A 24,995-nucleotide genomic window follows, 5' to 3' on the forward strand; every position below is an offset into this window, starting at 1 on the left:
CACCCGGCCCTGCGGGCCACCCTCCCCTCGAGGGGGAGGGAAACGCCACGCCAGTCATCCCGATCCTCTTCTACCGCTCGATGCTGCTAGCCGCCGATGTCGCGCCGATCGATGCCCTTTTCGAAGCACTCACCCAACGCGGCATAACCCCCGTCCCGATCTTCGTCTCCAGCCTCAAGGACCCGGCATCCCTGGCCTTCGTGGAAACCGCGCTCGCCACGCTGAAACCTGCCGCCATCATCGCCGCGACCGCCTTTGCCTCCGGCGCCGAACCCGGCGTCGAGACCCTGTTCGACCGCGCCGGCGTGCCCGTCTTCCAGGTCATCGTCGCCACCACCCGCCGCGACGTGTGGGACAACAACCAGCGCGGCCTGGCGCCCGCCGACCTTGCCATGCATGTCGTGCTGCCCGAACTCGACGGCCGCATCCTGGCCGGCGCCATTTCCTTCAAGGGCGAGAGCGAGACCGATCCGGCACTTGGTCATCGCGCTTTCGCCAATCGGCCGGAACCGGATCGCGTCGCCCAAGTCGCGGACCGCGTTGCGGCTTTCATCAAGCTGCAGGAAACGCCCCGCACGGCGCGCAAGCTGGCCATCCTCATCCCGGACTATCCAAGCGCCCCCGGCCGCACCGGCTACGCTGTTGGCCTCGACGTGCCGTCCAGCGTGCTGGCGATGCTGCACGACCTGAAGGAGCAGGGTTATGGGGTTGAGGGGATTCCTGAGACGCCGCGTGAGTTGCTGGGTTTGCTGGAGCGCAGCGAGCATGGGCTGGGGCTGGAGGAGTATCTGGACTTCTCGAAGAGCCTGCCAACAGCGGCAATTGCCGCGGTAGAGGCTGCATGGGGAAAAGCCGAAGGGAGAGGCTTGCGTGAGGCGCCCCCCTCTGTCCTGCCGGACATCTCCCCCTCTAGGGGGGAGATTGCGCTCCCATCTCCGCCTTCGCCAATCTCCGATCTTGTAAAGGGAGAGCCGGCGACTAAACTGCCAATCTCCCCCCTTGAGGGGGAGATGTCCGGCAGGACAGAGGGGGGCGCCTCGCTCCAATCTTCACAAAAGGCCGCCGCCCACTTCCCCTTCCGCGCTGCCACCTTCGGCAACATCACCGTGGCCCTCGCCCCCGATCGCGGCCGCTCCGCCGACCGCCGCGCCGACTATCACGACCCGATGCTCCCGCCCCGCCATGCGCTCCTCGCCTTTGGCCTCTGGCTGCGCAAGTCGCTCGGCGTCCATGCCCTCATCCATGTCGGCGCCCATGGCACGCTGGAATGGCTGCCGGGCAAAACCGTCGCGCTTTCGCAAAACTGCTTTCCCGAGATCGTCACCGGTCCGCTGCCTGTCATCTATCCCTTCATCGTCTCCAACCCCGGCGAGGCAGCGCAGGCCAAGCGGCGCATCGCCGCCGTCACGCTTGGCCATCTGCCGCCGCCGCTGACCGGTGCCGGGCTCGACGAAAACCAGCACAAGCTTGAACGGCTGGTCGACGAATACGCCCAGGCCGATGGTCTCGACCGCCGCCGCCGCGATCGTCTGGCCAAGCTGATCGTCGAGACCGCGCAGAAAACTGGCCTTGCCTCGGAAGCCGGCGTCGCCAGGACCGACGCACCCGACGAAGCGCTGCGCCGCATCGACGCCTGGCTTTGCGATCTCAAGGATTTTGCCATCAAGGACGGATTGCATGTCTATGGCCGCGTGCCCGAGGACGAGTCCGACGCCATGCGCCGCCAAAGTGCCGAGGCCGAGAAGGCGGCGCTGCTCGCCGCGCTCGATGGCCGCCACGTCAAGGCCGGTCCGGCCGGCGCGCCGGCGCGGGGCCGCTCCGACGTGCTGCCCACCGGCCGCAACCTGTTCACGTCCGACCCGCGCACCATGCCGACGCCGACCGCCTATGATCTGGGCAAGGCGGCGGCGGAAGAAGTGGTGCGCGGCTACATGCAGTCGCATGGCGACTGGCCGAGCTCGCTGGTCATCGACCTCTGGGGCTCGGCCTCGCTGCGCACCGGCGGCGAAGAGATTGCGCAAGGTCTGGCGTTGATGGGCTGCCGCCCGCAATGGGATGCTGCCACCGGCCGCATCACCGGCATCGAAGTGCTGCCGCCGGCCACGCTTGGCAGGCCACGCGTCGACGTCACCTGGCGCATATCGGGCCTGTTCCGCGACATGTTCCCGACCCAGATCGCGCTGATCGACGCCGCCGCCAACGCCGTCGCGGCCCGCGACGAGGAGGATGCGGAAAACCCGCTCGCAGCCAAAACCCGCATTGAGGGCAAGATCAGCCCGCGCATCTTCGGCACCTCGCCCGGCACCTACGGCGCCGGCGTGGAGGATCTGCTGTCGAGCGGCGACTGGGGCGCGCGCGAGGAGATCGGCCGCGCCTATCTCGACGCCACCTCGCATGCCTATGGCGGCGCCGGCGGCGAAGGCATCTCGGCACCCGGCGCTTTCGAGGGCCGTATCGCCGAGGCCGACCTTCTCGTCCACACCGGCGACGACCCCGGCCGCGACATCCTCGAAGGTTCGGCCGACGTCGCCTTCATCGGCGGCTTTTCGGCCGCACTCGCGGCGCTCGGCAGGAATGCCGACGTTATCGTGCTCGACACCACGGATCCGCAAAAGCCGAAGCCACGCTCGGTTGGTGAGGCCGTGTCGCGGGTGGTGCGCGCTCGCGCCGTCAATGCGCGTTTCATCGCCGGCCAGATGCGCCACGGCCCGCGCGGCGCCTCCGAATTCGCCGAAACGGTCGATCGGCTGGTCGGTTTTGCCGAGACCACCCATGCCATATCGGGCGCGCTGATCGAGGCCGTGCACGACGCCTATGTCGGCGACGCCGAAGTTCGCGCCTTCATCCTGCGCGAAAACCCGGCGGCCGCGAAAGTCATTGCCGAGCGTTTTCTCTCGGCACGGCGCCGTGGCCTCTGGCATCCCCTGCGCAATTCCATCGACGACGACCTCGCCGCACTCATTGCCGAGGCGGAAGCGCTCGGGGTGGCGGCATGAACGCTTTCTCGCGCCGTGGCGCCTGTCCGGCTCTGTCGGCGCCGATGCAGACCGGCGACGGGCTATTGGTACGGCTCAACCCGGTTGCCGGAGGCCTGTCGCCGAAGCTTTTGATCGGCCTGGCCGAATCCGCCCTGCGACACGGCAACGGCATCATGGAGGTGACCGCGCGCGGCAGCCTGCAGATACGCGGGCTGACCACGGAAAGCGCTGGGCTGCTGGCGGCAGAGGTCGATGCGCTGGGCATTGCGGTGCGCACAGGCGTGCCGGTCGAGACCGGACCGCTGGCGGGCATCGATCCGCAGGAGATCGCCGATCCGCGGCCTATGGCTGAGCGGATCAGGGTGGCGGTCGATGAGGCTGGGTTGACGCAACGGCTGGGGCCGAAGGTTTCGGTCATCGTGGACGGCGGCGGGCAGCTGTCGATGGATGCAGTGACAGCTGATGTGCGGCTGAAGGCGGTGCGAGCCGACAACGACATCGTTTGGAGCGTTTCGATTGCGGGCGACGGCCGAAACGCGAAGGTATTGGCAAAGGTCGATGCAATTGCTGCGAGAGACATTGCCGTCGCTGCGCTGAGAATGGTCGCCGAGAAAGGCCGTGAGGCTCACACACGGGATTTGTCGAATCGACAGTTGGTGTCTCTGGCAGGTTGGCTATGCTTGACAAGTTTGCGCGAGGCGCCCCCCTCTGTCCTGCCGGACATCTCCCCCACAAGGGGGGAGATTGCTCATTCACGCTCGCCTTCACCAATTTCCACGGCTGCAGAGGGAGAGCCGGCATCCGAACTGCCAATCTCCCCCCTTGAGGGGGAGATGTCCGGCAGGACAGAGGGGGGCGCCTCGCGCAAACCTATCGGCCTTTTCCCTTTGGCCGGCGACATTTTCACCCTCGGCATAGCCCTCCCCTACGGCAGCATGCCGGCGGACAAAATCATCGCCCTCGCCCAAAGCGCCCTCTCCCTCGGCACCACCGAAATCCGCCTCGCCCCAGGCCGCGCTTTGCTCTTCCTCGGCCAGCCACCGGCCGCCAACCAGCCCCTTCAAGACACGGCCGCCACCCTCGGCTTCGTCACCTCCCCCACCGACCCGCGCACACGCATCGCGGCTTGCCCTGGCACCCCGGCCTGCGCTTCCGGCCGCATTGCCGCGCGTGACATAGCCGGGACGATCGCCGCCGAAAACGCCGACATCCTCGACTTCACGCTGCACATTTCCGGCTGCGCCAAGGGCTGTGCGCATCCCGGCCCGGCGGCGCTGACGATCGTCGGCGGCGAAAATGGAGCCGGACTTGTCGTGAACGCGACGGCAAAGGCCCTTCCTGCCGGGTACAGGCCGGGCTATGACGCCGCGCGTGGTTTCAGTCGCGTCGCCGCAGTGATCCGCAGCGCACGATTTCAGGGCGAGACCGCCGCTGCTTGCCTGACAAGGCTCGGGCCGGCGGCAATCGCCGAGGCTTACCGACAGGCCCAAACTAAAAAACGGAAATGAGCATGGCCGCCTACGACTACATCCACGACGGCACGGCGATCTACGAGCGCTCCTTCGCCATCATTCGCGCCGAGGCTGACCTGTCGCGCTTCTCGGAAGCCGAGGCCGATGTCGCCATCCGCATGATCCATGCCTGTGGCCAGGTCGAGGCATCAAGCCATTTCGTTTTCTCCCCCGATTTCGTTGCCGCCGCCCGCACTGCTCTGGCGGCCGGCGCGCCGATCTTCTGCGACGCGCAAATGGTCTCGCATGGTGTAACTCGCGCACGGCTGCCGGCCGGCAACGAGGTGATCTGCACATTGCGCGACCCGCATACGCACGACATCGCCAGGGAAATCGGCAACACCCGCTCGGCCGCGGCAATAGACCTGTGGGGCGAGCGCATGGCGGGCTCCGTCGTCGCCATCGGCAACGCGCCGACCGCACTATTCTATCTCCTGGAGAAACTGCGCGACGGCGCGCCCAAGCCGGCCGCCATCATCGGCATGCCGGTCGGTTTCGTCGGTGCGGCCGAATCCAAGGATGCGCTGGCCGAAAATTCCTATGGCGTGCCCTACGCCATCGTGCGCGGCCGGCTCGGCGGCAGCGCCATGACCGCCGCCGCGCTCAATTCATTGGCGAGGCCCGGCCTGTGAACGCCATTGCAAAAGGCCGTCTCGTCGGCGTCGGCACCGGTCCCGGCGACCCCGAGCTGTTGACGCTGAAGGCCGCGCGGGCCCTGGCCGAGGCCGATGTGGTGGCGTATTTCGCCAAGCGCGGCAACAACAGCAACGCGCGCGCCATCGTTGAAACGCGCTTCCGTCCGGACATGACGGAACTGCCCCTGCTCTATCCCGTGACCACGGAAATCGACAAGGATCACGACGACTACCGGTCGCAGATCACGGCTTTCTACGAGGAGTCCGCCGAGACGGTGGCCGGCCACCTCGAAGCGGGCAAGATGGTCGCCGTGCTGTCCGAAGGCGACCCGCTGTTCTACGGCTCCTACATGCACCTGCATGTGCGCCTCGCCCATCGCTTCCCGACCGAAGTCATTCCCGGCATCACCGCCATGTCCGGCTGCTGGTCGCAGACCGGTGTTCCGATCGTCCAGGGCGATGACGTGCTGACCGTGCTGCCGGGCACGATGAGCGAGTTCGAGCTGAGCCGCCGGCTCGCCGACACCGATGCCGCCGTGATCATGAAGGTCGGCCGCAACCTGCCCAAGATCAGGCGCGCGCTGGAGGCGACCGGCAAGCTGGCGCGCGCCGTCTATGTCGAGCGTGGCACCATGGCCGGCAGCGTTTCGATGAGGCTTGCCGACAAACAGGATGACAAGGCGCCGTATTTCGCCATCGTTCTGGTGGCCGGCTGGTCCGGCCGGCCCGGTGCGCTGGGAGCGCAATCATGAGCGGCCGCCTCACCGTCATCGGCCTCGGCCCCGGCAATGCCGACCAGGTCACGCCGGAAGCCAGCCGTGCTGTGGCGCAAGCGAAATACTTCTATGGCTACAAGCCCTATCTCGACCGGCTGGAGCTTCGCGCCGACCAGACCCGCGTTGCCTCCGACAATCGCGAGGAACTCACCCGCTCCAAGGATGCCCTGATCAAGGCCGCGGAGGGCCATGACGTCGCGGTCGTCTCTGGCGGCGACCCCGGCGTGTTCGCCATGGCGGCCGCCGTCTGCGAGGCGATCGAGGCCGGCCCGGCCGAATGGCGCGCCGTCGATGTCGCGGTCGTTCCCGGCATCACCGCCATGCTGGCGGTCGCCGCCCGCATCGGCGCACCACTTGGCCATGATTTCTGCGCCATCTCGCTGTCCGACAATCTGAAGCCATGGGAATTGATCGAGCTGCGCCTGCTGGCAGCCGCCGGCGCGGGCTTCGTCATCGCGCTCTACAACCCGATCAGCAAGGCGCGCCCCTGGCAGCTTGGCCGCGCCTTCGAGTGCCTGACCGCCATCCTGCCCGGCACCACGCCAGTCATTTTCGGCCGCGCCGCCGGCCGCCCGGACGAGCGCATCGAGGTCTATCTGCTGGCCGATGTCGAGGCTGAGAAGGCCGACATGGCGACCTGCATCATCATCGGCTCTCCGGAAACCCGGATCATCAAGCGCGGCGACAAGCCAGCGCTGGTCTACACACCGCGTTCGGCAGCGGGCCCGACAAAATGATCGATCCCAAATTGATCAACAAGCGCGGCCAGCACTTCGACGGTTTCAGCCGAGGGAACATCATCCGGCAGATCAGGCCTTTGGACCATGACCACCTCGATGCCCAGCACCCGCGCCGCGGCGATCTTGCCGTAGGTGGCCCCGCCGCCACTGTTCTTGGACACGACAAATTCGATACGATGCTTTTCGAGCAGGGCGCGTTCGTCGTCCTCCCGGAACGGCCCGCGCGCCAGCAGATAGGTCGCATCGGGCACAGCCAGCTTCGGTTCGACCGGATCGACGCTGCGAATGAGATAATGGTGCTGAGGCGCGACGTCGAAGGCACCGACCTCTTGCCGGCCCAGCGCCAGGAACACGCGGCGCGGCGCCGCTCCCAGCGCTTGCACGGCATGATCAACCGTATCGACCAGCGTCCAGCGGTCGCCTTCTACCGGTTGCCAGCCCGGGCGGCGCAAGGCGAGGATCGGCACGCCGGCCATGCGCGCGGCCTGCGCGGCGTTAGCGGAGATTCGCGCCGCATAGGGATGCGAGGCGTCGATCAGCAGATCCGTGCCTGTCTCCCCGAGATAAGCGGCCAGCCCGTCGGCGCCGCCAAATCCTCCGCTTCGCACCGGCACCCCTTGCGCCACCGGGCTCTCGGTACGGCCGGCCAGCGACAGCGTGACCGAAGCGCGCGCGGCGAGCTTCCCGGCCAATTGCCGGGCCTCCGTCGTACCGCCAAGGATCAAAATGCGGTGGGTCATCATGCCTGCTGAGGGTCCGCGCAGCGCCAAGCTCAACGCTAGGTGGCTCACCATCGTCGGCATCGGCGAGGACGGTTTAGCCGGTCTCGGCGACGAGGCCAAGCAGCGGATTGCCGAGGCGGGAATCATCTTCGGCGGCAAGCGGCATCTGGCCCTGGTCGCTTCCTTCGCCAGGGGCGATGCGCGGCCCTGGCCGGTTCCTTTCGATCCGGAGATGCGCGATGTGCTGGCGCTTGCCGGCAAGAATGTCTGTGTGCTCGCCTCCGGCGATCCCTTTTTCCATGGGGTTGGCGCCACCCTCGCCCGCAAGGTCAGAGCGCGTGAGATGCATGTCATCCCCGCGCCATCGGCGGTTTCGCTGGCAGCCGCCCGCCTTGGCTGGGCGCTGCAGGAGATCGAAACTGTCTCGCTGCATGGCCATTCGATAGACCTGATCCGCCCGCTGCTGCAGCCCAACGCGCGCATTCTGGCGCTGACATCAGACGCGCAGGCACCGGCCGCCATTGCCCGCCTGCTCACTGAACTCGATTTTGGCGCCTCGCGGCTGACGGTTCTGGAGGCGCTGGGCGGTCCGATGGAGACCACGCGCTCCACGCGAGCCGATGCCTTCGACATCGAAAACATCAATCCGCTCAACGTTTTGGCGATCGAAATTGAATCTAGCCCGCAAGCTCGCGTGCTGCCGCTCACGGTTGGCCTTGCCGATCATCTGTTCGACCATGACGGGCAGATCACCAAGCGCGAAATCCGCGCCATCACCCTGTCCGCGCTGGCGCCAAGGCGCGGCGAACTGCTGTGGGACATCGGCGCCGGCTCCGGTTCCGTCGGCATCGAATGGATGCTCGCCCACCCGCTGATGCGCACGATTGCCATCGAAGCCGACCCGATCCGCGCCGCTCGCATCGCCCACAACGCCGCTGCTTGCGGCGTTCCCGGCCTTGTCGTGGTGGAAGGCAGCGCGCCAAGGGCGCTTACCAAACTGGACACGCCCGACGCTGTCTTCATCGGCGGTGGCGGCAGCGACGCCGGCGTGTTGACCGCCGCCATCAAGGCGCTGCGCCCCGGCGGCCGGCTCGTCGCCAATGCGGTGACATTGGAGATGGAGGCCCTGCTTCTCGCCCAGCACATAAAACTGGGCGGCGATCTCACGCGCATAGGCATCTCCCGAGCCTCGCCGGTCGGCTCGATGCAGGCTTGGCGGCCGGCCATGCCCGTCACCCAATGGAGCTGGGTAAAGCCGTGATCGTCGCGGGCATCGGTAGCCGAAAAGGTGTAAGCATCGAAGACGTGCTTGCGGCGATCGAAACCGCGCTTGAAACGCATGGACTGGCGATGACGGCGCTTTCCGCGCTGGCGACCGCCACGCTCAAGAAAGATGAAGACGCGATCGCCGCCGCCGGCCGCGCGCTGAACCTTCCCGTCATCATCGTCGATGACGCAGCGCTTCAGGCCGTGTCGACGGACACGCTCAGCCATTCCGATCTGTCGCAAGAACTTGCCGGCACGCCCCCGGTTTCCGAAGCATCGGCCCTCGCGGTGGCTGGCAAGGGCGCCAGGCTGCTCGGCCCCCGCACGGTGCTTGGCCCGGTCACCTGCACCATCGCCATCAGCGGAGACGCGCCATGACCGTTCATTTCATCGGTGCGGGTCCTGGCGCCGCCGACCTCATCACGCTGCGCGGCGCCAAACTGCTGGCAAGCTGCCCGGTCTGCTTCCATGCCGGCTCGATCGTCGCGCCCGAATTGCTGCAGCACTGTGCACCGGGAACGAAATTGATCGACACGGCGCCGATGTCGCTCGACGAGATCGAGGCTGCATATCTGGACGCTCACCGAGCCGGCCACGACGTTGCCCGCCTGCATTCCGGCGACCTGTCGGTGTGGAGTGCGGTTGCCGAACAGATCCGCCGGCTGGAAAGGCACGGCATCCCCTACACGCTGACGCCGGGCGTGCCCTCCTTCGCCGCAGCGGCGGCCGCGCTGCGCCGCGAATTGACCATTCCCGAGGTCGCGCAAAGCCTGGTGCTGACCCGAATCTCCGGCCGCGCCTCGAAAATGCCGCCGGGCGAAACGCTGGCCGGCTTCGGCCGCACCGGTGCCACACTGGCCATTCATCTGGCCATCCACGCCATCGACCGCGTGGTCACCGAGCTGACGCCGCACTATGGCGGTGATTGCCCGGTGGCGATCGTCTTCCGCGCCTCATGGCCGGATGAACGCGTGCTGACCGGAACGCTGGAGACGATCGAGGCACAGCTTGCCGCCGATCCGATGGAGCGCACGGCGATCATCTTCGTCAGCCGCTCGCTTGCAGCGGAAGGCTTTGGCGAGAGTTCTCTTTACGACGCCCATTACCAGCGGCGTTTTCGCGGACGGGACGGATTGTGAGCGGCACCAGCAAAAACAAGGGTGGCAACGCCACGCTCGAACAGGCCTTGTCGCGGCTGAACTTCAAGCCGCGCCAGCTCGATCCGGGCCATGTCTGGCTGGCCGGCGCCGGCCCCGGAGATCCCGGCTGCCTGACCTTGGAAGTGCTGGCGGCACTGGCCGAAGCGGATGCGCTGGTCTACGACGCTCTGGTCTCGCCTGATGTCGTCGCGGTTGCCGAAAATGCCGAGCTTTTCTTTGCGGGGAAGCGCGGCGGAAAACCGTCGATGAAGCAGGATGACATCACCGCGCTGCTGGTGCGGCTGGCACGCGAAGGCCGCCGCGTTATCAGGCTGAAGGGCGGCGATCCCTATATTTTCGGCCGCGGCGGTGAAGAGGCGTTGGCGCTGGTGCGCGAAGGCATTCCCTTCCGCGTCCTGCCTGGCCTGACATCGGGCCTCTGCGCACTGACCGCCACCGGCATCCCGGCCACCATGCGCGGCATCAACAAGGCTGTGATCCTGGCGACCGGCCACGCCGCCGGCACCGACGACGACATCGACTGGGCGGCAATCGCCCGCACCGGCCAGCCCGTCGTCGTCTATATGGGCATGGCCAACCTGCCCCTGATCGCAGCCGCACTGCTTGATGGCGGACTGGCGCCGTCGACACCGGCGGCGGTGATCGTGGCCGCCACCACGCCGCAGGAGCGAACCGTCGTCGCTACGCTCGCCACCATCGCCGAGCAAGCGGCCGCCGCCGGGCTCGCCTCGCCGGCTCTGATCGTCGTCGGCGGCATCGTCGCCATGCGCGCGGCACTGGCGGGCGGGGCATGACAGCACGGGCCATCATCATCGGCGCGCCGCGCTCCGGCTCCGGCAAGACCAGCGTCACCATCGGCATCCTGCGCGCGCTCACCCGGCGTGGGCTCAAAGTGCGCGGCGCCAAATCCGGCCCTGACTACATCGACCCCGGCTTTCACACTGCCGCCACCGGCCTGTCCGGCGTCAACCTCGACAGTTGGGCGATGCCGCCATCGCTGCTAAATGCGCTGGCCGCGCAACAGGCAGACGATACAGACTTCGTCATCCTCGAAAGCGCCATGGGCCTGTTCGACGGCATTCCGGCCGCGCCGGGCCGCACCGGCTCGGCGGCGGATCTTGCCCGGCTCTACGGCCTGCCGGTGCTGCTGGTGCTCGACGTGTCCGGTCAATCGACCACGGCGGCGGCCGTCGCCAAGGGGTTCGCCACCTACGATCCAGACGTGCGCATGGCTGGCGTCGTGCTCAACCGGCTGGGCAGCGAGCGCCACCGGCGGCTGTCCGGCGACGCCATCGAGGCGATCGGCCTGCCCGTCGTCGGCGCCATCCTGCGCGATCCCACGCTCAATTTACCAGAACGCCATCTCGGCCTCGTCCAGGCCGGCGAATATGATGATCTGATGGCGCATCTCGACCGGCTGGCCGACATGGCGGAGAAATCGCTCGACCTCGACGCAGTGATGAGGCTGGCAACACCCCTCGCCCCGGCAACCGGCGGCTTTGAAGACGCGCTGCAGCCGCCCGGCCAACGCATCGCGCTGGCGGAAGATGCCGCCTTCACCTTCCTCTATCCGCATGTGGCAGGCTACTGGCGCAAGGCCGGCGCCGAGATCGTCCCGTTCTCGCCGCTCGCCGATGAAGCGCCTGACGACAGCTGCGATGTCTGTTGGCTGCCCGGCGGCTACCCCGAGCTCCATGCAGGTCGCCTTGCAGCAGCGGATACTTTCAAAGCAGGAATGGCACGTTTCGCGGCGACGAAGCCCATCCATGGCGAGTGCGGTGGCTTCATGGTGCTCGGCGAAGCGCTTGAGGATGCTTCGAGCGAGACGCATCGCATGCTCGGCCTGCTCGGTCATTCGACCAGCTTCGCCAAACGCAAGATGAACCTCGGCTATCGCGAGGCGCGGCTGCGTGCGGATTGTCCGTTGGGCCCACAGGGAGCGCTGATCCGCGGCCACGAATTCCACTATGCGCAGATGACTGCCACCGGCAATGACGAGCCGCTGGCCGACCTCGCCGACGGCCAGGGCAATCCGATCGGCGCTTCGGGCTATCGGCGCGGCCATGTCAGCGGCACCTTCTTCCATGCCATTGCGAGGGGCTAGGCCATGAAGAAGCTCCCCAACTTGACCTTCTCACCCCGGCAAATCCTTGATGACATTGCGCTCTGCCTGGTCTTCTTCACCAGGCTGCCGCTGCCCGTGTTTGACTTTCGCGGCCGCGGCCTTGCCGCCGCGATCTGGGCAGCGCCCATCGCCGGCGCCGTCGTCGGCCTGATCGGCGCGATCGTCTTTGCCACGGCGGAACGGTTTGGCCTTGCCATGGGTCCGGCGGCGGCGCTTGCGCTGGTTGCAACGGTGGTCACCACCGGCTGCCTGCATGAGGACGGGCTGTCCGATGTCGCCGACGGCTTTGGCGGCGGCAAATCGCGCGGCCGCAAATTGGAGATCATGCGCGACAGCCGCATTGGCGCTTACGGCGCCATGGCGCTGGCACTGTCGCTCTTGATCCGCTGGAGCGCGCTCTCCGAACTCGTCGACCCGACACAGGCGCTCTTCGCTCTCGTTGCCGCGCACGCGGTCTCGCGCGGCGTGCTCGGCGCCTTCATGCACATCTTGCCCCCGGCCCGCGACGACGGCCTCTCAGTCGGCGCCGGCACCGTCTCGCGGGAAACGGCAATCGCCGGCGCCGTGCTCGGCGCCATCCCGCTCTTCCTGCTCGGGATCGGCGGCGCCATCGCCGCGTTCATCCTGCTTGGCCTTTTGTTTGCCGCCTTCCACGCCCTTTGCCTCAACCAGATCGATGGCCAGACCGGCGACACGATCGGCGCCTTGCAGCAGGTGAGCGAAATCGCGGTGCTGCTCGTCGCTTCCGTCGCCCTCTCTTGATTTCCCTTAGCTTGATTCCCTTTTGGAGATTTTGCCCCCATGTCCTTCAAATCACTTGATCAACTGCGCGCAGCCTGCCTCGACCTGCCCGCCGGCAGCGACACGGCCGCCGATGCGGTCGCCCGCCGCCAGGACACGCTGACCAAGCCGCAAGGCAGCCTCGGCCGGCTCGAAACCATCGCCGCATGGCTGGCGCGCTGGCAGGGCCGCGACATGCCGAAACTCGACCGGGTGAAAGTCTTCGTCTTCGCCGGCAATCATGGCGTCACCGCGCAGGGCGTCTCGGCCTACCCTTCGGAAGTTACCGTGCAGATGGTGGCGAATTTCGCCGGCGGCGGTGCCGCCATCAACCAGCTTGCCCGCATTGCCGGCGCCGAACTCGACGTCATCCCGCTCGACCTCGACCATCCGACCGGCGATTTCACGCAAGTGCCGGCACTGGACAAGGAAGCGTTCCTGGCCGCCGTCTCGGCCGGCCATGACGCGGTGACGAAGGATTTGGACCTGATCTGCTTCGGCGAGATGGGGATCGGCAACACCACACCGGCCGCGGCCATTTCAGCCGCCCTGTTCGGCGGCGGTGCGGAAAAATGGACCGGGCGCGGCACCGGCGTCGACGATGCCGGCCTGAAGCGCAAGGTGGTCGCCATCGAGACCGGCCTGAAGCGTCACGCCGCCGCTCTTGCCGATCCGTTGGGCGTGGCCGCAACGCTCGGCGGGCGCGAACTCGCCGCCATCTTCGGCGCCACGCTGGCCGCCCGCCATCTCGGCATACCCGTGCTGCTCGACGGCTTCGTCTGCACCGCCGCAGCGGCCCCGCTGGCAAAGCTGCATCCGACAGGCCTCGCCCACACGATCGCTGCGCACGTCTCGGCCGAATCAGGCCATCGCGGCCTGCTCGAAGCGCTCGGCCTTCCGCCGCTGCTCGATCTCGGCATGCGGCTCGGCGAAGGCTCCGGCGCCTGCGTCGCCATTAACATCGTGCGCTCGGCGCTGGAGTGCCACGCGCGGATGGCAAGTTTTGCCGAGGCTGGTGTGTCGGAGAAGTAATCAGGGGATTTCCGGTGGGTGCGGCCGACAGGGCTGCCCCACAGGACGGCAGCTTTCGTTCCCGGCGATTTTCCAATAGAGTGTTAGGATGAAAAAGCTACATCCAGTCGCTGCTGCTGCTACCATCGCTGCAATATGTGCTGCTGTGCTTTGGCGCAGCGGATACTCCACCTACGGCCCAATCGACACCGGGATTCTTGTTCTTTTCCTGATTTTTTTCTGGTGGCTCATCAGCGATTTTTCAGGAGGAAAGGTCGGCAGTGACGTCGACGGACATCAAAGCGTGAACAGTGGTATCGCTTTTCGATTCGGCAGGTTTCTGGGCCGCGTTTTTGGGCGTGGCAATAATCGCCTTTGAACGCCGATGGCTCACCTTGGATGAGCCTCATCGGTTTCCCGCTTTCAGGGTCTTTCCACCAAGTCTTCAAGGAATTTGGTGGGTGCGCACAGGATTGAACTGTGGACCCGCTGATTAAGAGTCAGCTGCTCTACCAACTGAGCTACGCACCCACTCGGCCGGCAAAAACCGGCGTTGGCGGGCATATAGCCGCCGATACCGGTCCTGTCCAGCCCTGCTGGAATCATTTCCCGACAAATCGCTCAAGTGCCGCAGATGGTCAGACGAAAAGCTTGCCTTCCGCCACCTTGACCGCGTTGCCGCCAATGCGCGCCGAGGCCAGTTTTCCGCCCTGCACGGTCAGTTCGAGGCGGATGCGCGACGGCCGGCCCATCTCCAGCCCCTGCTCTATCCACAGCTGCGAAACCCCGTCCGTCGGGCCGTCGAAATGCATGATGGCGCCAGCGAAGGCGGCCGCCGCCGAGCCGGTCGCCGGATCTTCGTAGGAAGGCGTGCCGGGCACGATCATGCGCACATGGAACGCGCTTTCATGGTTCACCGTCTCGCGGCAGTAGACATAGGGGCTGGCGAAGGCCCAGTCGCTCTTGCGCGGCGCCAGTTCCGACCACGCCTGGTTGTCCAGCCGGACGCGGCCCGCCGCTTCGAGATTGGCGACCGGAATGGTCACATAGGGTACGCCCGCCGACCAGAACCCAACGCGGTGATTCTCGAAGCCGATCTCATGCGGCGTCAGGCCAAGGGCGGCACCGATCGCCTCCGGATCGGCTTCGAGCTTCAGCGGCTCCGGCAATTTCGCCAGGTCGAACTCGGCGAAAGTCGCGCCATCGTGCCTGCTGACGGCGCAGCGCACCGGGCCGATGTTCTCCTCCAGCACGAAGATGCCGGCCTCGCCCTCGCCGGCAAGCTCGGCCAACGCGATTGCCGACCCCACCGTCGGGTGGCCGGCGAACGGCATTTCATAGTCCGGCGTGAAGATACGGATGCGGTTTTTATGCTTGGGATTGTCCGGCGGCAGCACAAAGACCGATTCGGACAGATTGAACTCGCGCGCGATGGCCTGCATCGCCGCCGTGTCCAGACCTTTGCAATCCAACACCACGGCCAGCGGATTGCCGGCCAGTCGCTCGGTCGTGAACACATCGTAAAGCAAGTAATTCCGGGTTTGCATTCCTGCCTCAATCCAAACATGGGCGAAATTTAATTTGATATTTGAACCATCAAGCCTGATCTGTACGCAGATAGGGACATTGCGCTTCATAGGGGTCCGGCGTGGACCAGATTGTCAATCTGCCAAAGACGGAATCGGATTCCGCCATCGAGACGGCGCTTGGACTCGACCGACAAGGTCTGCGCAAGACGCGCCGGCGTGGCTGGCTCTATGCGTTGCTGACCCTGATCGTGCTTGCCGCCGGTCTCGGCCTCTACCAATGGTATGCTGGCACGCCGGCCAAGATCGATTACACGACCGTACCGGCCGCCAAGGCCGACCTCACCGTCCAGGTGTCCGCCACCGGCACGTTGCAGCCGCTGACCCAGGTCGATATTTCCAGCCAGCTCTCCGGCATCATACGCTCGGTTTCGGTCAACGAGAACCAGCAAGTGAAGAAGGGCGACGTGCTTGCGGCCCTCGATACCGCCAAGCTGCAGGTCCAGATCGAACGGGCTGAAGCGTCCGCCAAGGCGGCGGCGGCCAACGTCGAGGACGCAAAGGTAACGCTTGCCGAGAATGAAAGCGCGCTGGTGCGTGCGGCGGCCTTGACCAAGCGCGGCATGGCGACAGACCAGTCGCTCGAGGCGGCGACCGCGACGCGCGACCGCTCCAAGGCGGCGCTCGACAGCGCCGAGGCCAATCTCGCCATCGCCAATGCCGATCTGAAATCGCAGCAGACCGACCTTGGCAATAGCACCATCTACGCGCCGATCGACGGCATCGTGCTGACGCGTTCGGTCGATCCCGGCCAGACCGTCGCCTCCTCGCTGCAGGCGCCGGTGCTATTCATCATCGCCGCGGATTTGAGGAACATGGAACTGGTGGCGGCGGTCGACGAAGCCGACATCGGCGCCGTCAAGCCGGGCCAGCATGCACGCTTCACGGTCGACGCCTTCCCGGATCGGCCGTTCGATGCCGAAATCCGCGACATCTCCTATGCCTCGGTCACCACCGACGGCGTCGTCACCTACAATGCGAGGCTCGAGGTCGACAATTCCGAACTGCTGCTGCGTCCCGGCATGACCGCCACGGTTTCAGTCGTGACGCGGCAGGCCAAGGATGTGCTCACCGTGCCCGCCGGCGCCTTCCGCTACCGCCCGGCACAGCAGGCCGCGCGACCCTGGAGTTTCAGCGATCTGTTCACCGGCCGCATGGGCCGCCCAGGCGGCAATCGCCAGCGCCAGGCAGCGACGGCCCCCACCGATGGATCGCGCACGCTCTATGTGCTGGAGAACGGCCGGCCGCATCCCGTCAACGTCAAGATCGGCTCGACCGATGGCGAACTGACCGAGATCACCTCCGGCCTGGAGGAAGGCGCGCAGGTCATCACCGCCTCGCAGCAGCGGGGCTGAGGCCGTGGCCGCCGGTGCTGCCCTCATCACCTTCGACAAGGTCTGGAAGAGCTATGGCCAGGGCGAGGCCAAGGTGCATGCGCTGGCCGGCGTCGACCTTGCGATCCGCAGCAGTGAATTCGTCGCCATCATGGGCCCGTCCGGCTCCGGCAAGTCGACGGCGATGAACATCATCGGCTGCCTCGACACGCCGACGGCCGGAACCTATTCCTTCATGGGCATCGACGCCGGCCGCCTCGACCGCAACCGCCGCGCCATGCTACGCAACCTTTATGTCGGCTTCGTCTTCCAGGGCTACAATCTCTTGGCCCGCACCACGGCGGCCGAAAACGTCGAACTGCCGCTGATCTATCGCGGCGTGGCCGCCCGTGAGCGCCGCGACCTTGCCATGCAGGCGCTCGCCGAGGTCGGCCTCGTCGGCCGCGAGCACCACACGCCGGCCGAACTGTCGGGCGGCCAGCAGCAGCGCGTGGCGATTGCGCGCGCCATCGTCACCAGGCCGACCCTGCTTGTCGCCGACGAGCCGACCGGCAATCTCGACACTGCCCGCACGCACGAAATCATGGAGTTGCTGACGCGGCTCAACAAGGAGCTTGGCCTGACCATCGCCATGGTCACCCACGAGGCCGACGTCGCCGAATATGCCGAGCGCACCATCCGCTTCCTCGATGGGCATGTCGCCTCAGACACCATGAATCTGGAGACGGCATAAATGATCTGGGAAACCGTCCGCCTCTCGCTGCGCTCGATCCGCCGCAATGTGCTGCGCTCGTTCCTGACGCTGCTCGGCATCGTCATCGGCGTCGCCGCCGTCATTGCCATGTTGACCATCGGCTCCGGCACCACGCAGAAGGTCAAGGCCGACATCTCCAAGCTCGGCAGCAATTTGCTGGTCGTTCGCGCCGGGCGGCCCGCCGGTCCCGGCGCCCCCGGCGGGCTCGACCAGGCGGTGCGGCCGCTGGCCGAGAAGGACGTGGCGGCGCTGGTCGCGCATCTCAGCGGCGCACGCGCCATCTCGCCGGCCTCGCAGAAACAGGTGCGCGTCATCTTCGGCACCGAGAGCCTGACCTCCGGCGTCACCGGCACCGACAGTGCCTATCTCGACGCGCGCGACTGGAAGCTGGTATCAGGCCGGCCGTTCAGCGATTCCGAAACCCGTTCCGGCACCGGCGTGTGCCTGATCGGCGAGACGGTGCGCCAGCAGTTCTTCGGCGCCGGCGATCCCGAAGGCGAGATCATCCGCGTCAACCGAACCTCCTGCAAGATCATCGGCCTGCTCGAACCCAAGGGCTATACCGGCTTCGGCCAGGACCAGGACAATGTCGTGCTGATGCCGCTGCATGCCTACCAGCGCCGCATCGCCGGCAACCGCGATATCGACAACATCTACATCGCCGCCGACGACCGCACGCCGACCACGGAACTGCAGCCGCGCGTCGAGGACATCTTGCGCGACGCACGCCGCATCACCCCCGACCGCGAGAGCGATTTCGGCATCCGCGACATGACCCAGATCGCCGACGCCATGGCCAGCGCCACCACCACCATGACCGGCATGCTGGGCGCGGTGGCCGGCGTCAGCCTTTTGGTCGGCGGCATCGGCATCATGAACATCATGCTGGTCTCGGTCACCGAACGCACCCGCGAGATCGGCATCAGGCTCGCCATCGGCGCGCATGAAAAGCACATCCTCATCCAGTTCCTGGTCGAGGCGACGGTGCTGTCGCTGCTCGGCGGCATCATCGGCATCCTGATCGGGCTGGCCCTGGCCGGCCTCGCCTCGGCGACGCTGACCATCCCCTTCGCGCCAAGCCCGGCGGTCATCTTGCTCGCCGTCGGCTTTTCGGCGCTGATCGGCATGGTGTTCGGCTTCTTCCCGGCCCTGCGCGGCGCCAGGCTCGACCCGATCGACGCGCTCCGGCACGAATAGGCAATCCCAATCGGAAAGCGTGTCCGGCGCTTCGATCTGGTTTTGCACAACCTTCGACGTTTCCCCCTCTCCCGCCACGCCGCTCGCAATGTTAGGCCAGGGCATCCCTGGTTGTGGAATGACGCATGAGCAAGAAGTCACGATTGATCCTGGTGATGGTCATCATCGAAGCCGCCCTGGCCGGCATCTGGTGGTATCTCGCCCGCTACGGCATGGCCAATCCCGACCGCGTCACCTCGGATTTCCAGGCAATCGTCGGCCAGACCATGGGCATGGCGATGGGCGGCTTGCTGGGTATCGGCTTCATCTTGTTCTTCGTCGCGGCCAAAAACGATCGCAAGGCGGCGCAGGGCAAGACGTGCCCCTAACCCTCGCCGGAAAAATGCCACTCGATCAGCGGCTTCATGTGCGGCGACAGCCCCTCCGGCAGGTCGGCGGCATGGCGGATGATGACCGGCCCCTCGATCTCCGGATCGGTTTCGCTGGCGACGAAGGCTGAGATTCGTCGCGCGATCTCGTCGGCCGGCGCCGTCACGTGATAGCGGCGGAAGATGACTGTCCCGCTTGCCATCGAAAGGGCGTGATAACGCACCCCGCGCCTGGCAGCCGACAGGTCGAGCCCGGTCTCCTCGCGCACCTCGCGCATCATGTTGAAATCGACGTCGACCAGACCTTCGCGAAAGTCGATCGGCTCGAACGATCCGGCGGCAAAATAGACGCGGCCCGCGCTCACGGTATGCGGCCCCATGCGGATCGCCACCAGCGCATTGTCGCCGGCCACCAGCATGGCATGGGCATAAGCATGCTCGGCGCCGGTATTTTCGCGCTGCTGACGCCAAAGCATGAAGGTGGAGTAGTTGATCGCATGACAGCGGCCGACGAGCCGTTTGTCGCGCCAGGCAAGTTGCGACAAAAGCACGACCGTGCCGTCGAACAGCGCCGGATTGGCCGCGATCTCGCGCTGCCAGTTCTCGGCAATCGCGTCAGCGTTTTCCAGCGCGAAAGGGTGCGGGCCGGGATCGAGCCGGACCTCGACGGCATCGACAGGCAGGATGATATTGCGCGGCAGATCGAAACGCATGCTCACCGGACAATATCCAGCGTGATCGCCACCGGGCAGTGGTCCGACGCCTTCGGCCGGTCCCAGCCGGCGCGCGGGAAACGCTCGACTTCCTGGCCCGCGGGAAAGATCGTGCGCCAGGGCTGGCCGTTGCGGATGATGTCGGGAACGGCGGTGGCATTCTTCGCCGCCAGACCCCTGGACAGCAGGATATAGTCGAGTTGGCAGAGATGCCGCTCCTCGGGCCCGCGCGTGTGGTAGAAGGTCCAGCGGTTCATTTCCGGCCGCCGTTCGACGATGTTTTCACTGAAGCCGCCCGCCGTCAGCACGTCGATACAGGACTGGGCCTCGTCGACCACCTCGAAACGGTAGCCGTCGAATTCATCGCCGGCGATCTTCACACGCTGGCGGTAATCGTTCATGTCGCCGCAGATCGCCCAGCGCTTGTCGGCGGCATGATCCGTGCCGAAACGCTGTTCTATGATCCGGCGCACTGCTTGCGCCTCGGCGATACGCACCGGCATCGTCGCCTCGCGCCCGTCGAGGCCGTTGCGCGGCGAGCCCATCGACTTGAAGTGCACAAGATAGAGCGTCAGCGGCACGCCGCCCACGGTGATATCGATTTCCAGGCAGTCACGCCGGAAGACGCGTTCATTGGCCTGGTTGCCGAGGGCCGCCAGTTCCGGCGTATGCAGCCCGAACTGCTCGTAGGTGACATGGGCGTAGCTGGTCATGCGAACGAATTCGATCGGCTGGCCCTGCGCGGTCTCGTTGCGCATCATGATGGCGACATCGATGCCGCGCGAATCATTGCCCGACGTGATGTATTTCTGGCGGTAGCCCTGCCCCACCATCTTGAACAGATAGCCGTATTCGAAGGCCTTCAGCGCCTCGATGTTGTCGACCTCCTGCATGCAGATGACATCGGCACGGGTGGCGGCGATCGCCAGCGCCGTGAGCTGGCGCATGTCGTCGGACTGGGCGATCGCCCGGGCCTGCTCCAGCATCTTGTATTCGGCCTCGCTCTGGATATCGAACAGCGCCAGCGTCCGGTCTTCGTTGAGCTGGTTGCGATAACCGGAAAAATCGAACCTGTTCATCAGGTTCTCGACATTGAAGGTGGCAAGGCGCAGCGACATGCCCCGACCTTTGCCCGCAAGTGCGCCAGAAAACAAGATCGCAGGACCACAAGCGGAGATCGATTGGTCCTGCGGTATTCGCGTCATGGTTGACGGAACCTTTCCGTTCATCCGCCGTTCAGATGCGAACATCCACAGTAGGCCCATTCCAGGGTAGGCGTGGGGCCTGTGTCTCTTGGAGAGTGCAATGAATTCGCTCTTTTCTTTCACGATGAAATCCGGGCTGATAGCGCTCGGAATTGTCTCCGGCATCACGGCGCCGTCCGCTGCCGGTCCGATTCTTCAGCCGAACCTGTCGGTTCCCGCCAGCACGGCAGCACCCGCGGTCACTCCGGTGCGCGACAGCTGGGCAGGCGGCAACGACCGCTCGTTCAACAACGACTGGAGATGGCGCCGGTCGGGCCACTGGAATGGAAACCGGCACTGGAACGGGGGCAATTGGAACGGCGGCGGCAACTGGAACGGCGGCGACAACTGGCGCTGGCGTCACGGCCGCCGCCACTATCACGGCGGCTATTATGATGACGGCGCCGCCGCGGTCCTGGGCCTCGGCTTGGGGCTCGGCCTTGGCAGCATGTACAACAACTACAACAACTACGATTATTATAGGCCTGCGCCGCGCCGTTATTACCGCGCGGGACGGCTTTCGAACGCCCATGTGCAATGGTGCTACAACAGGTACCGGTCGTATCGCGCCTGGGACAACACGTTCCAGCCCTACAACGGCCCGCGCCAGCAATGCTGGTCGCCCTATAGCTGAGCCGGAACGCCTGGGCATGCTCAACGGCGCCGCATCGCGGCGCCGTTTTCATTTGGTGCCGCGGTCGAAAAAGCTCTCCCCATCCTGGAATTCTCATAACAGGCGGCGGACTTAACTTTTCCTCTCGCTGCAACTACTATCACCCCGCAAGACTTTGCGGCTTGAGGGGGTAAGCTGAAATGTCCGAAGCGCCCGTCGTGATCCTGATCCATGGCATCAGGACCGCCGCCTGGTGGCAGAACCGGATCGCCTCTGTCATCGAGAGCGAGACTTCGGCCACCGTTATTCCGATCAAATACGGCTATTTCGACCTGCTGCGGTTCTGGTGCCCGCTTGGCATCTGCCGGGCCGGCCCGATCGAAAAGCTCCGCCAGCAGATCGAAGGGATCGGCAAGCACTATGGCGACAGGCCGCTGATCGTCTTTGCGCACAGCTATGGTACCTATGCGCTGACCCGGGTCATCCTGCAGAACCCCTTTTTCCAATTCGACCGCATCATCCTGTGCGGCTCGGTGGTTCCGGGAGATTTCGACTGGCGCGCGGTGGAAAACCAGATACGCGGCACGGACAAGCGCAATGCCATCATCAATGAATGCGGAACGCGCGACATCTGGCCTGTCATGGCGCAGTCCGGCACCTGGGGTTACGGCGCCACCGGCACTTACGGCTTCGGAATGTTCAATGTCCGGGACCGCTTCCACGACATCACGCATAGCGAGTACTTCACCAACGAATTCGTCAAGGCCAACTGGATCCCCCTGGTTCGCGGCGAGAAGGTGACATTCTCCGATGTGGATACCCAAGGTGGTGGGACGCCGGCATGGTTCAACCTGTTGCGGCTGCCGCTGAAGTGGATTCCGCTGGCCGCGGCCGTCGGGATCGCGGCACTTTTTGTCGTGCACCCTTTCGGGTGGTTTGGCGGCTGCGCCAGTGACCTGAAACCCTACAAAGGACAATGCGTCACGGAAGACTGGCTGGCAGGGCGCAAGGATCTGAAGAAGCAGTTGGGCGATGTCGTTGCCGAGGTCAACATGACGCTCGATCTCAAGGGCGGCCGGCTGTTTCCGATGATGTACCAGTTTGAAGACAATCCGACACCCGAGAGATGGGCTCAGATCGTTCAGGTCGCCGACGTCCTGCTGAAACAGATCGATGAGGGCGTGGCCAAAGCGCGCAATTATGACTCCAGGGTGGTCGACTTGGGCAACAACATCATTCTCATAACCTCCACAGGCAGGCAGACCATCGACAAGAAATACAGCAACGCTTTCCAGGAAGTCGAACGGCAATGGAACGGGCGCCAGTTCGTCGTCAATCAGATCACCAAGGTGAAGGAGATGCCGACAGTCGAACAGGCTCGGCAGTGGCATCAGGCGCTGTCTGAAATGCACGATCAACTGCGCGTGGAAATGCAGAAATTGATCGATTTGCTGGATGACGACGGCGAGCCGGACGGATCGAGCGCCTAAGCAATTCCAGGAAAAGTGTAAAACGGTTTTCCGTCCGGAATTGCGTCAAAACAAAGAGTTAAAGCGGTTCACCGTTTCCGTGAAACGGTGAACCGCTTTAAGCAATTTGGCGATCAGAAATGAAAAGGGCGGCACTCGCCGCCCTTTTGCATGGTAGGGGAAGGTCCGTGGATTCGCTCAGTTCTTGGCCTTGTCGACCAGCTTGTTCTTCGAAATCCACGGCATCATGGCGCGCAGCTTGGCGCCGACTTCCTCGATCTGGTGGCTGTCGTTGTTGCGGCGGATGCCCTTGAAGCGCGACATGCCGGCGCGGTATTCCTGCATCCACTCCGAGGTGAACTTGCCGGTCTGGATGTCCTTCAGCACGCGCTTCATCTCGGCCTTGGTCTCGGCGGTGATGATGCGCGGGCCCGAGACGTACTCGCCCCATTCGGCCGTGTTCGAGATCGAGTAGTTCATGTTGGCGATGCCGCCCTCATAGATCAGGTCGACGATCAGCTTGACCTCGTGCAGGCACTCGAAATAGGCCATTTCGGGCGCATAGCCGGCTTCCACCAGCGTTTCGAAACCGGCACGGATCAGTTCGACCAGGCCGCCGCACAGCACCACCTGCTCGCCGAACAGATCGGTTTCGCATTCCTCGCGGAAATTGGTCTCGATGATGCCCGAACGGCCGCCGCCGACGCCGCAGGCGTAGGAGAGCGCCAGGTCGAGCGCGTTGCCCGAAGCGTCTTGGTTGACGGCGACCAGGCACGGCACGCCGCCGCCCTTCTGGTATTCGCCGCGCACGGTATGGCCGGGGCCCTTCGGCGCGATCATGACCACGTCGACCGTCGACTTCGGCTCGATCAGGCCGAAATGCACGTTGAGGCCGTGCGCGAAGGCAATCGCGGCACCGTCGCGGATGTTCGGCGCGATCTCGTTCTTGTAGATGTCGGCCTGCAATTCGTCGGGCGTCGCCATCATCATCAGGTCGGCCCATTTGGCGGCGTCCGCCACGCTCATCACCTTGAGCCCGTCGGCCTCGACCTTCTTGGCGGTCGCCGAGCCGGCCTTGAGGCCAATGGCGATCTCCTTGGCTCCGGAATCCTTGAGGTTGAGCGCATGCGCCCTGCCCTGGCTGCCATAGCCGATGATGGCAACCTTCTTGCCCTTGATCAGGTTGAGATCGGCATCACGATCGTAATAGACGCGCATTTTGTCTTCCTTCCCGTTTGACATCAGAGGCCTTGCGGCCCGGTTTTTGCTCCGAAAAGAGCGAGAAACTGCTGCGTCGCCCGCGCGGCGTCGCCGCCGATCGCCGCCTCAGTCAATTCCAGCCGGTCGCCGAGCAAGAGACGGATCTGCACGTCGCGGGCGACCAGCCCGAAAAAGGTACGGAACGCCGTCTCGGCATCCGCGAAATCCAGAAGTCTTGCCTCGCGGCCTGCCTCCAGCACCGGCTTCAGCCGCTTGGCCAGCGCGAAGCGGCCATTGTCCAGCACGACGGCGCCAAGGTTGTCCTTGCCCGACCCGGCATGGCCGACAGCGACACGATTGAGCGCTATCGAGGTATCGCTCGAAATCACTTTCAGCCAGTCGGAAGCGAAACGCTCGAGGCTTGCCGCCAGCGAGGCAAGATCGAGCCCCCTGCCATCGACCGGCGCCACCCGCACCTTGGAGGCCTGCCACTGTACCGTCGCCGTCAGCAGCCCGTCGCGGTCGCCAAACCATTTGTAGAGCGTTTCCTTGGAACAGCTTGCGCGCCTGGCCACGGCGGTCATGGTCAGCTGATCGCCCTCCTCGACCAACAGCCGCAATGCCGCATCCAGAACGGCCTTCTGCCGCTCCGTCAGCATCTCGCTGGTGTCGATGTCGGGCACGGTGTGCAACACGCTCTTCCCTCACGGACAGGCTAGCGATCATTCGCGGCAAGCCGTACCGTACGTTACGGTTCGGCGCTTCTATGCCGTATTGCACCAAACCTTGCAAGCCCTATTTCTTTCTGGACGG

At 65.2% G+C, this 24,995-nt stretch carries 25 protein-coding genes and 1 tRNA gene; 19 read left to right on the forward strand and 7 right to left on the reverse strand.

The genetic code is table 11. The annotated features are described in order from the left end of the window. From LB577_RS06300 to LB577_RS06320, 5 genes are all read left to right on the forward strand, one after another. A partial coding sequence (locus tag LB577_RS06300; protein ID WP_224686026.1) for a cobaltochelatase subunit CobN occupies positions 1–2,996 on the forward strand: 2,996 nt, incomplete at its 5' end. Continuing rightward, positions 2,993–4,486, forward strand: a complete 1,494-nt coding sequence (gene cobG / locus LB577_RS06305; protein ID WP_224686027.1) for a precorrin-3B synthase — start codon at positions 2,993–2,995, stop codon at positions 4,484–4,486. The genes LB577_RS06300 and cobG, both read left to right, overlap by 4 nt. Positions 4,487–4,488: 2 nt before the next feature. Further along, positions 4,489–5,121: a precorrin-8X methylmutase gene (locus LB577_RS06310; protein WP_224686028.1), complete on the forward strand. Its 633-nt coding sequence runs from the start codon at positions 4,489–4,491 to the stop codon at positions 5,119–5,121. Further along, the gene (locus tag LB577_RS06315) at positions 5,118–5,876 is read left to right on the forward strand and encodes a precorrin-2 C(20)-methyltransferase (protein ID WP_224686029.1); all 759 of its coding nucleotides are present in this window, start codon (positions 5,118–5,120) and stop codon (positions 5,874–5,876) included. Before LB577_RS06310 ends, LB577_RS06315 begins: the two co-directional genes overlap by 4 nt. Then, positions 5,873–6,637 (forward strand): precorrin-3B C(17)-methyltransferase, encoded by a 765-nt coding sequence (locus LB577_RS06320; RefSeq protein WP_224686030.1) that lies wholly within the window; start codon positions 5,873–5,875, stop codon positions 6,635–6,637. The genes LB577_RS06315 and LB577_RS06320 overlap by 4 nt, the downstream gene beginning before the upstream one ends. Here the strand turns inward: LB577_RS06320 and LB577_RS06325 are convergent. Continuing rightward, the gene (locus LB577_RS06325; RefSeq protein WP_224686192.1) at positions 6,601–7,380 is read right to left on the reverse strand and encodes a cobalt-precorrin-6A reductase; all 780 of its coding nucleotides are present in this window, start codon (positions 7,378–7,380) and stop codon (positions 6,601–6,603) included. The two genes, LB577_RS06320 and LB577_RS06325, sit on opposite strands and share 37 nt — an antisense overlap. Position 7,381: 1 nt before the next feature. On the opposite strand from LB577_RS06325, the gene cbiE reads away from it, so the two are divergent. The 8 genes from cbiE (at position 7,382) to LB577_RS06365 (ending at position 14,083) form a co-directional block, all read left to right on the forward strand. Continuing rightward, a complete protein-coding gene (gene cbiE / locus LB577_RS06330; protein ID WP_224686031.1) occupies positions 7,382–8,623 on the forward strand; it encodes a precorrin-6y C5,15-methyltransferase (decarboxylating) subunit CbiE in 1,242 nt (413 codons plus the stop codon). Beyond that, on the forward strand, positions 8,620–9,006 hold the full coding sequence (locus tag LB577_RS06335) for a cobalamin biosynthesis protein (RefSeq protein WP_224686193.1): 387 nt from the start codon (positions 8,620–8,622) through the stop codon (positions 9,004–9,006). The genes cbiE and LB577_RS06335 overlap by 4 nt, the downstream gene beginning before the upstream one ends. After that, on the forward strand, positions 9,003–9,767 hold the full coding sequence (gene cobM, locus LB577_RS06340) for a precorrin-4 C(11)-methyltransferase (protein ID WP_224686032.1): 765 nt from the start codon (positions 9,003–9,005) through the stop codon (positions 9,765–9,767). The genes LB577_RS06335 and cobM overlap by 4 nt, the downstream gene beginning before the upstream one ends. Next, positions 9,764–10,582, forward strand: a complete 819-nt coding sequence (gene cobA, locus LB577_RS06345) for a uroporphyrinogen-III C-methyltransferase (RefSeq protein ID WP_224686033.1) — start codon at positions 9,764–9,766, stop codon at positions 10,580–10,582. Before cobM ends, cobA begins: the two co-directional genes overlap by 4 nt. Continuing rightward, positions 10,579–11,892, forward strand: a complete 1,314-nt coding sequence (locus LB577_RS06350) for a cobyrinate a,c-diamide synthase (protein WP_224686034.1) — start codon at positions 10,579–10,581, stop codon at positions 11,890–11,892. Before cobA ends, LB577_RS06350 begins: the two co-directional genes overlap by 4 nt. A 3-nt stretch (positions 11,893–11,895) precedes the next feature. Further along, complete coding sequence (gene cobS / locus LB577_RS06355; protein ID WP_224686035.1) at positions 11,896–12,675, forward strand: adenosylcobinamide-GDP ribazoletransferase; 780 nt, start codon at positions 11,896–11,898, stop codon at positions 12,673–12,675. A 39-nt stretch (positions 12,676–12,714) separates the two neighbouring features. After that, complete coding sequence (cobT, locus tag LB577_RS06360) at positions 12,715–13,725, forward strand: nicotinate-nucleotide--dimethylbenzimidazole phosphoribosyltransferase (protein WP_224686036.1); 1,011 nt, start codon at positions 12,715–12,717, stop codon at positions 13,723–13,725. Between the two features lie 88 nt (positions 13,726–13,813). Continuing rightward, the gene (locus tag LB577_RS06365) at positions 13,814–14,083 is read left to right on the forward strand and encodes a hypothetical protein (protein ID WP_224686037.1); all 270 of its coding nucleotides are present in this window, start codon (positions 13,814–13,816) and stop codon (positions 14,081–14,083) included. Between the two features lie 76 nt (positions 14,084–14,159). Here the strand turns inward: LB577_RS06365 and LB577_RS06370 are convergent. After that, positions 14,160–14,235, reverse strand: a tRNA-Lys gene (locus LB577_RS06370). A 107-nt stretch (positions 14,236–14,342) separates the two neighbouring features. After that, positions 14,343–15,251, reverse strand: coding sequence for a PhzF family phenazine biosynthesis protein (locus LB577_RS06375; RefSeq protein ID WP_224686038.1), 909 nt, complete (start codon positions 15,249–15,251; stop codon positions 14,343–14,345). A 101-nt stretch (positions 15,252–15,352) separates the two neighbouring features. Between LB577_RS06375 and LB577_RS06380 the strand changes: the two genes are divergently transcribed. The 4 genes from LB577_RS06380 to LB577_RS06395 all read left to right on the forward strand — a co-directional run bounded on the left by LB577_RS06380 (position 15,353) and on the right by LB577_RS06395 (position 18,943). Further along, positions 15,353–16,645 (forward strand): efflux RND transporter periplasmic adaptor subunit, encoded by a 1,293-nt coding sequence (locus tag LB577_RS06380; RefSeq protein WP_224686039.1) that lies wholly within the window; start codon positions 15,353–15,355, stop codon positions 16,643–16,645. Between the two features lie 4 nt (positions 16,646–16,649). Further along, positions 16,650–17,357 carry an ABC transporter ATP-binding protein gene (locus LB577_RS06385; protein ID WP_224686040.1) on the forward strand — a complete coding sequence of 236 codons (708 nt, stop codon included), beginning with the start codon at positions 16,650–16,652 and terminating at the stop codon, positions 17,355–17,357. Next, on the forward strand, positions 17,358–18,575 hold the full coding sequence (locus LB577_RS06390) for an ABC transporter permease (protein WP_013894788.1): 1,218 nt from the start codon (positions 17,358–17,360) through the stop codon (positions 18,573–18,575). 125 nt (positions 18,576–18,700) lie between these two features. Further along, the gene (locus LB577_RS06395; protein ID WP_224686041.1) at positions 18,701–18,943 is read left to right on the forward strand and encodes a hypothetical protein; all 243 of its coding nucleotides are present in this window, start codon (positions 18,701–18,703) and stop codon (positions 18,941–18,943) included. On the opposite strand, the gene LB577_RS06400 is transcribed toward LB577_RS06395, so the two are convergent. Together LB577_RS06400 and LB577_RS06405 are read right to left on the reverse strand one after the other, a co-directional pair. After that, complete coding sequence (locus LB577_RS06400) at positions 18,940–19,656, reverse strand: hypothetical protein (protein WP_224686194.1); 717 nt, start codon at positions 19,654–19,656, stop codon at positions 18,940–18,942. The genes LB577_RS06395 and LB577_RS06400 overlap by 4 nt on opposite strands. A 2-nt stretch (positions 19,657–19,658) precedes the next feature. After that, positions 19,659–20,774, reverse strand: a complete 1,116-nt coding sequence (locus LB577_RS06405; protein WP_224686042.1) for an endonuclease/exonuclease/phosphatase family protein — start codon at positions 20,772–20,774, stop codon at positions 19,659–19,661. A gap of 187 nt (positions 20,775–20,961) precedes the next feature. Between LB577_RS06405 and LB577_RS06410 the strand changes: the two genes are divergently transcribed. Both LB577_RS06410 and LB577_RS06415 read left to right on the forward strand, forming a co-directional pair. Then, the gene (locus LB577_RS06410; protein ID WP_224686043.1) at positions 20,962–21,534 is read left to right on the forward strand and encodes a BA14K family protein; all 573 of its coding nucleotides are present in this window, start codon (positions 20,962–20,964) and stop codon (positions 21,532–21,534) included. 179 nt (positions 21,535–21,713) lie between these two features. Then, complete coding sequence (locus tag LB577_RS06415) at positions 21,714–23,003, forward strand: alpha/beta hydrolase (RefSeq protein WP_023763287.1); 1,290 nt, start codon at positions 21,714–21,716, stop codon at positions 23,001–23,003. A gap of 177 nt (positions 23,004–23,180) precedes the next feature. Here LB577_RS06415 and ilvC read toward each other — a convergent pair whose 3' ends face one another. Together ilvC and LB577_RS06425 are read right to left on the reverse strand one after the other, a co-directional pair. Continuing rightward, complete coding sequence (gene ilvC, locus LB577_RS06420) at positions 23,181–24,200, reverse strand: ketol-acid reductoisomerase (protein WP_013531065.1); 1,020 nt, start codon at positions 24,198–24,200, stop codon at positions 23,181–23,183. 23 nt (positions 24,201–24,223) lie between these two features. After that, positions 24,224–24,877, reverse strand: a complete 654-nt coding sequence (locus LB577_RS06425) for a TetR/AcrR family transcriptional regulator (RefSeq protein WP_224686044.1) — start codon at positions 24,875–24,877, stop codon at positions 24,224–24,226. Positions 24,878–24,995 lie beyond the last annotated feature (118 nt).

It is taken from the genome of Mesorhizobium sp. B283B1A (assembly GCF_020165735.1).
Classification (GTDB): Bacteria; Pseudomonadota; Alphaproteobacteria; order Rhizobiales; family Rhizobiaceae; genus Mesorhizobium; species Mesorhizobium opportunistum.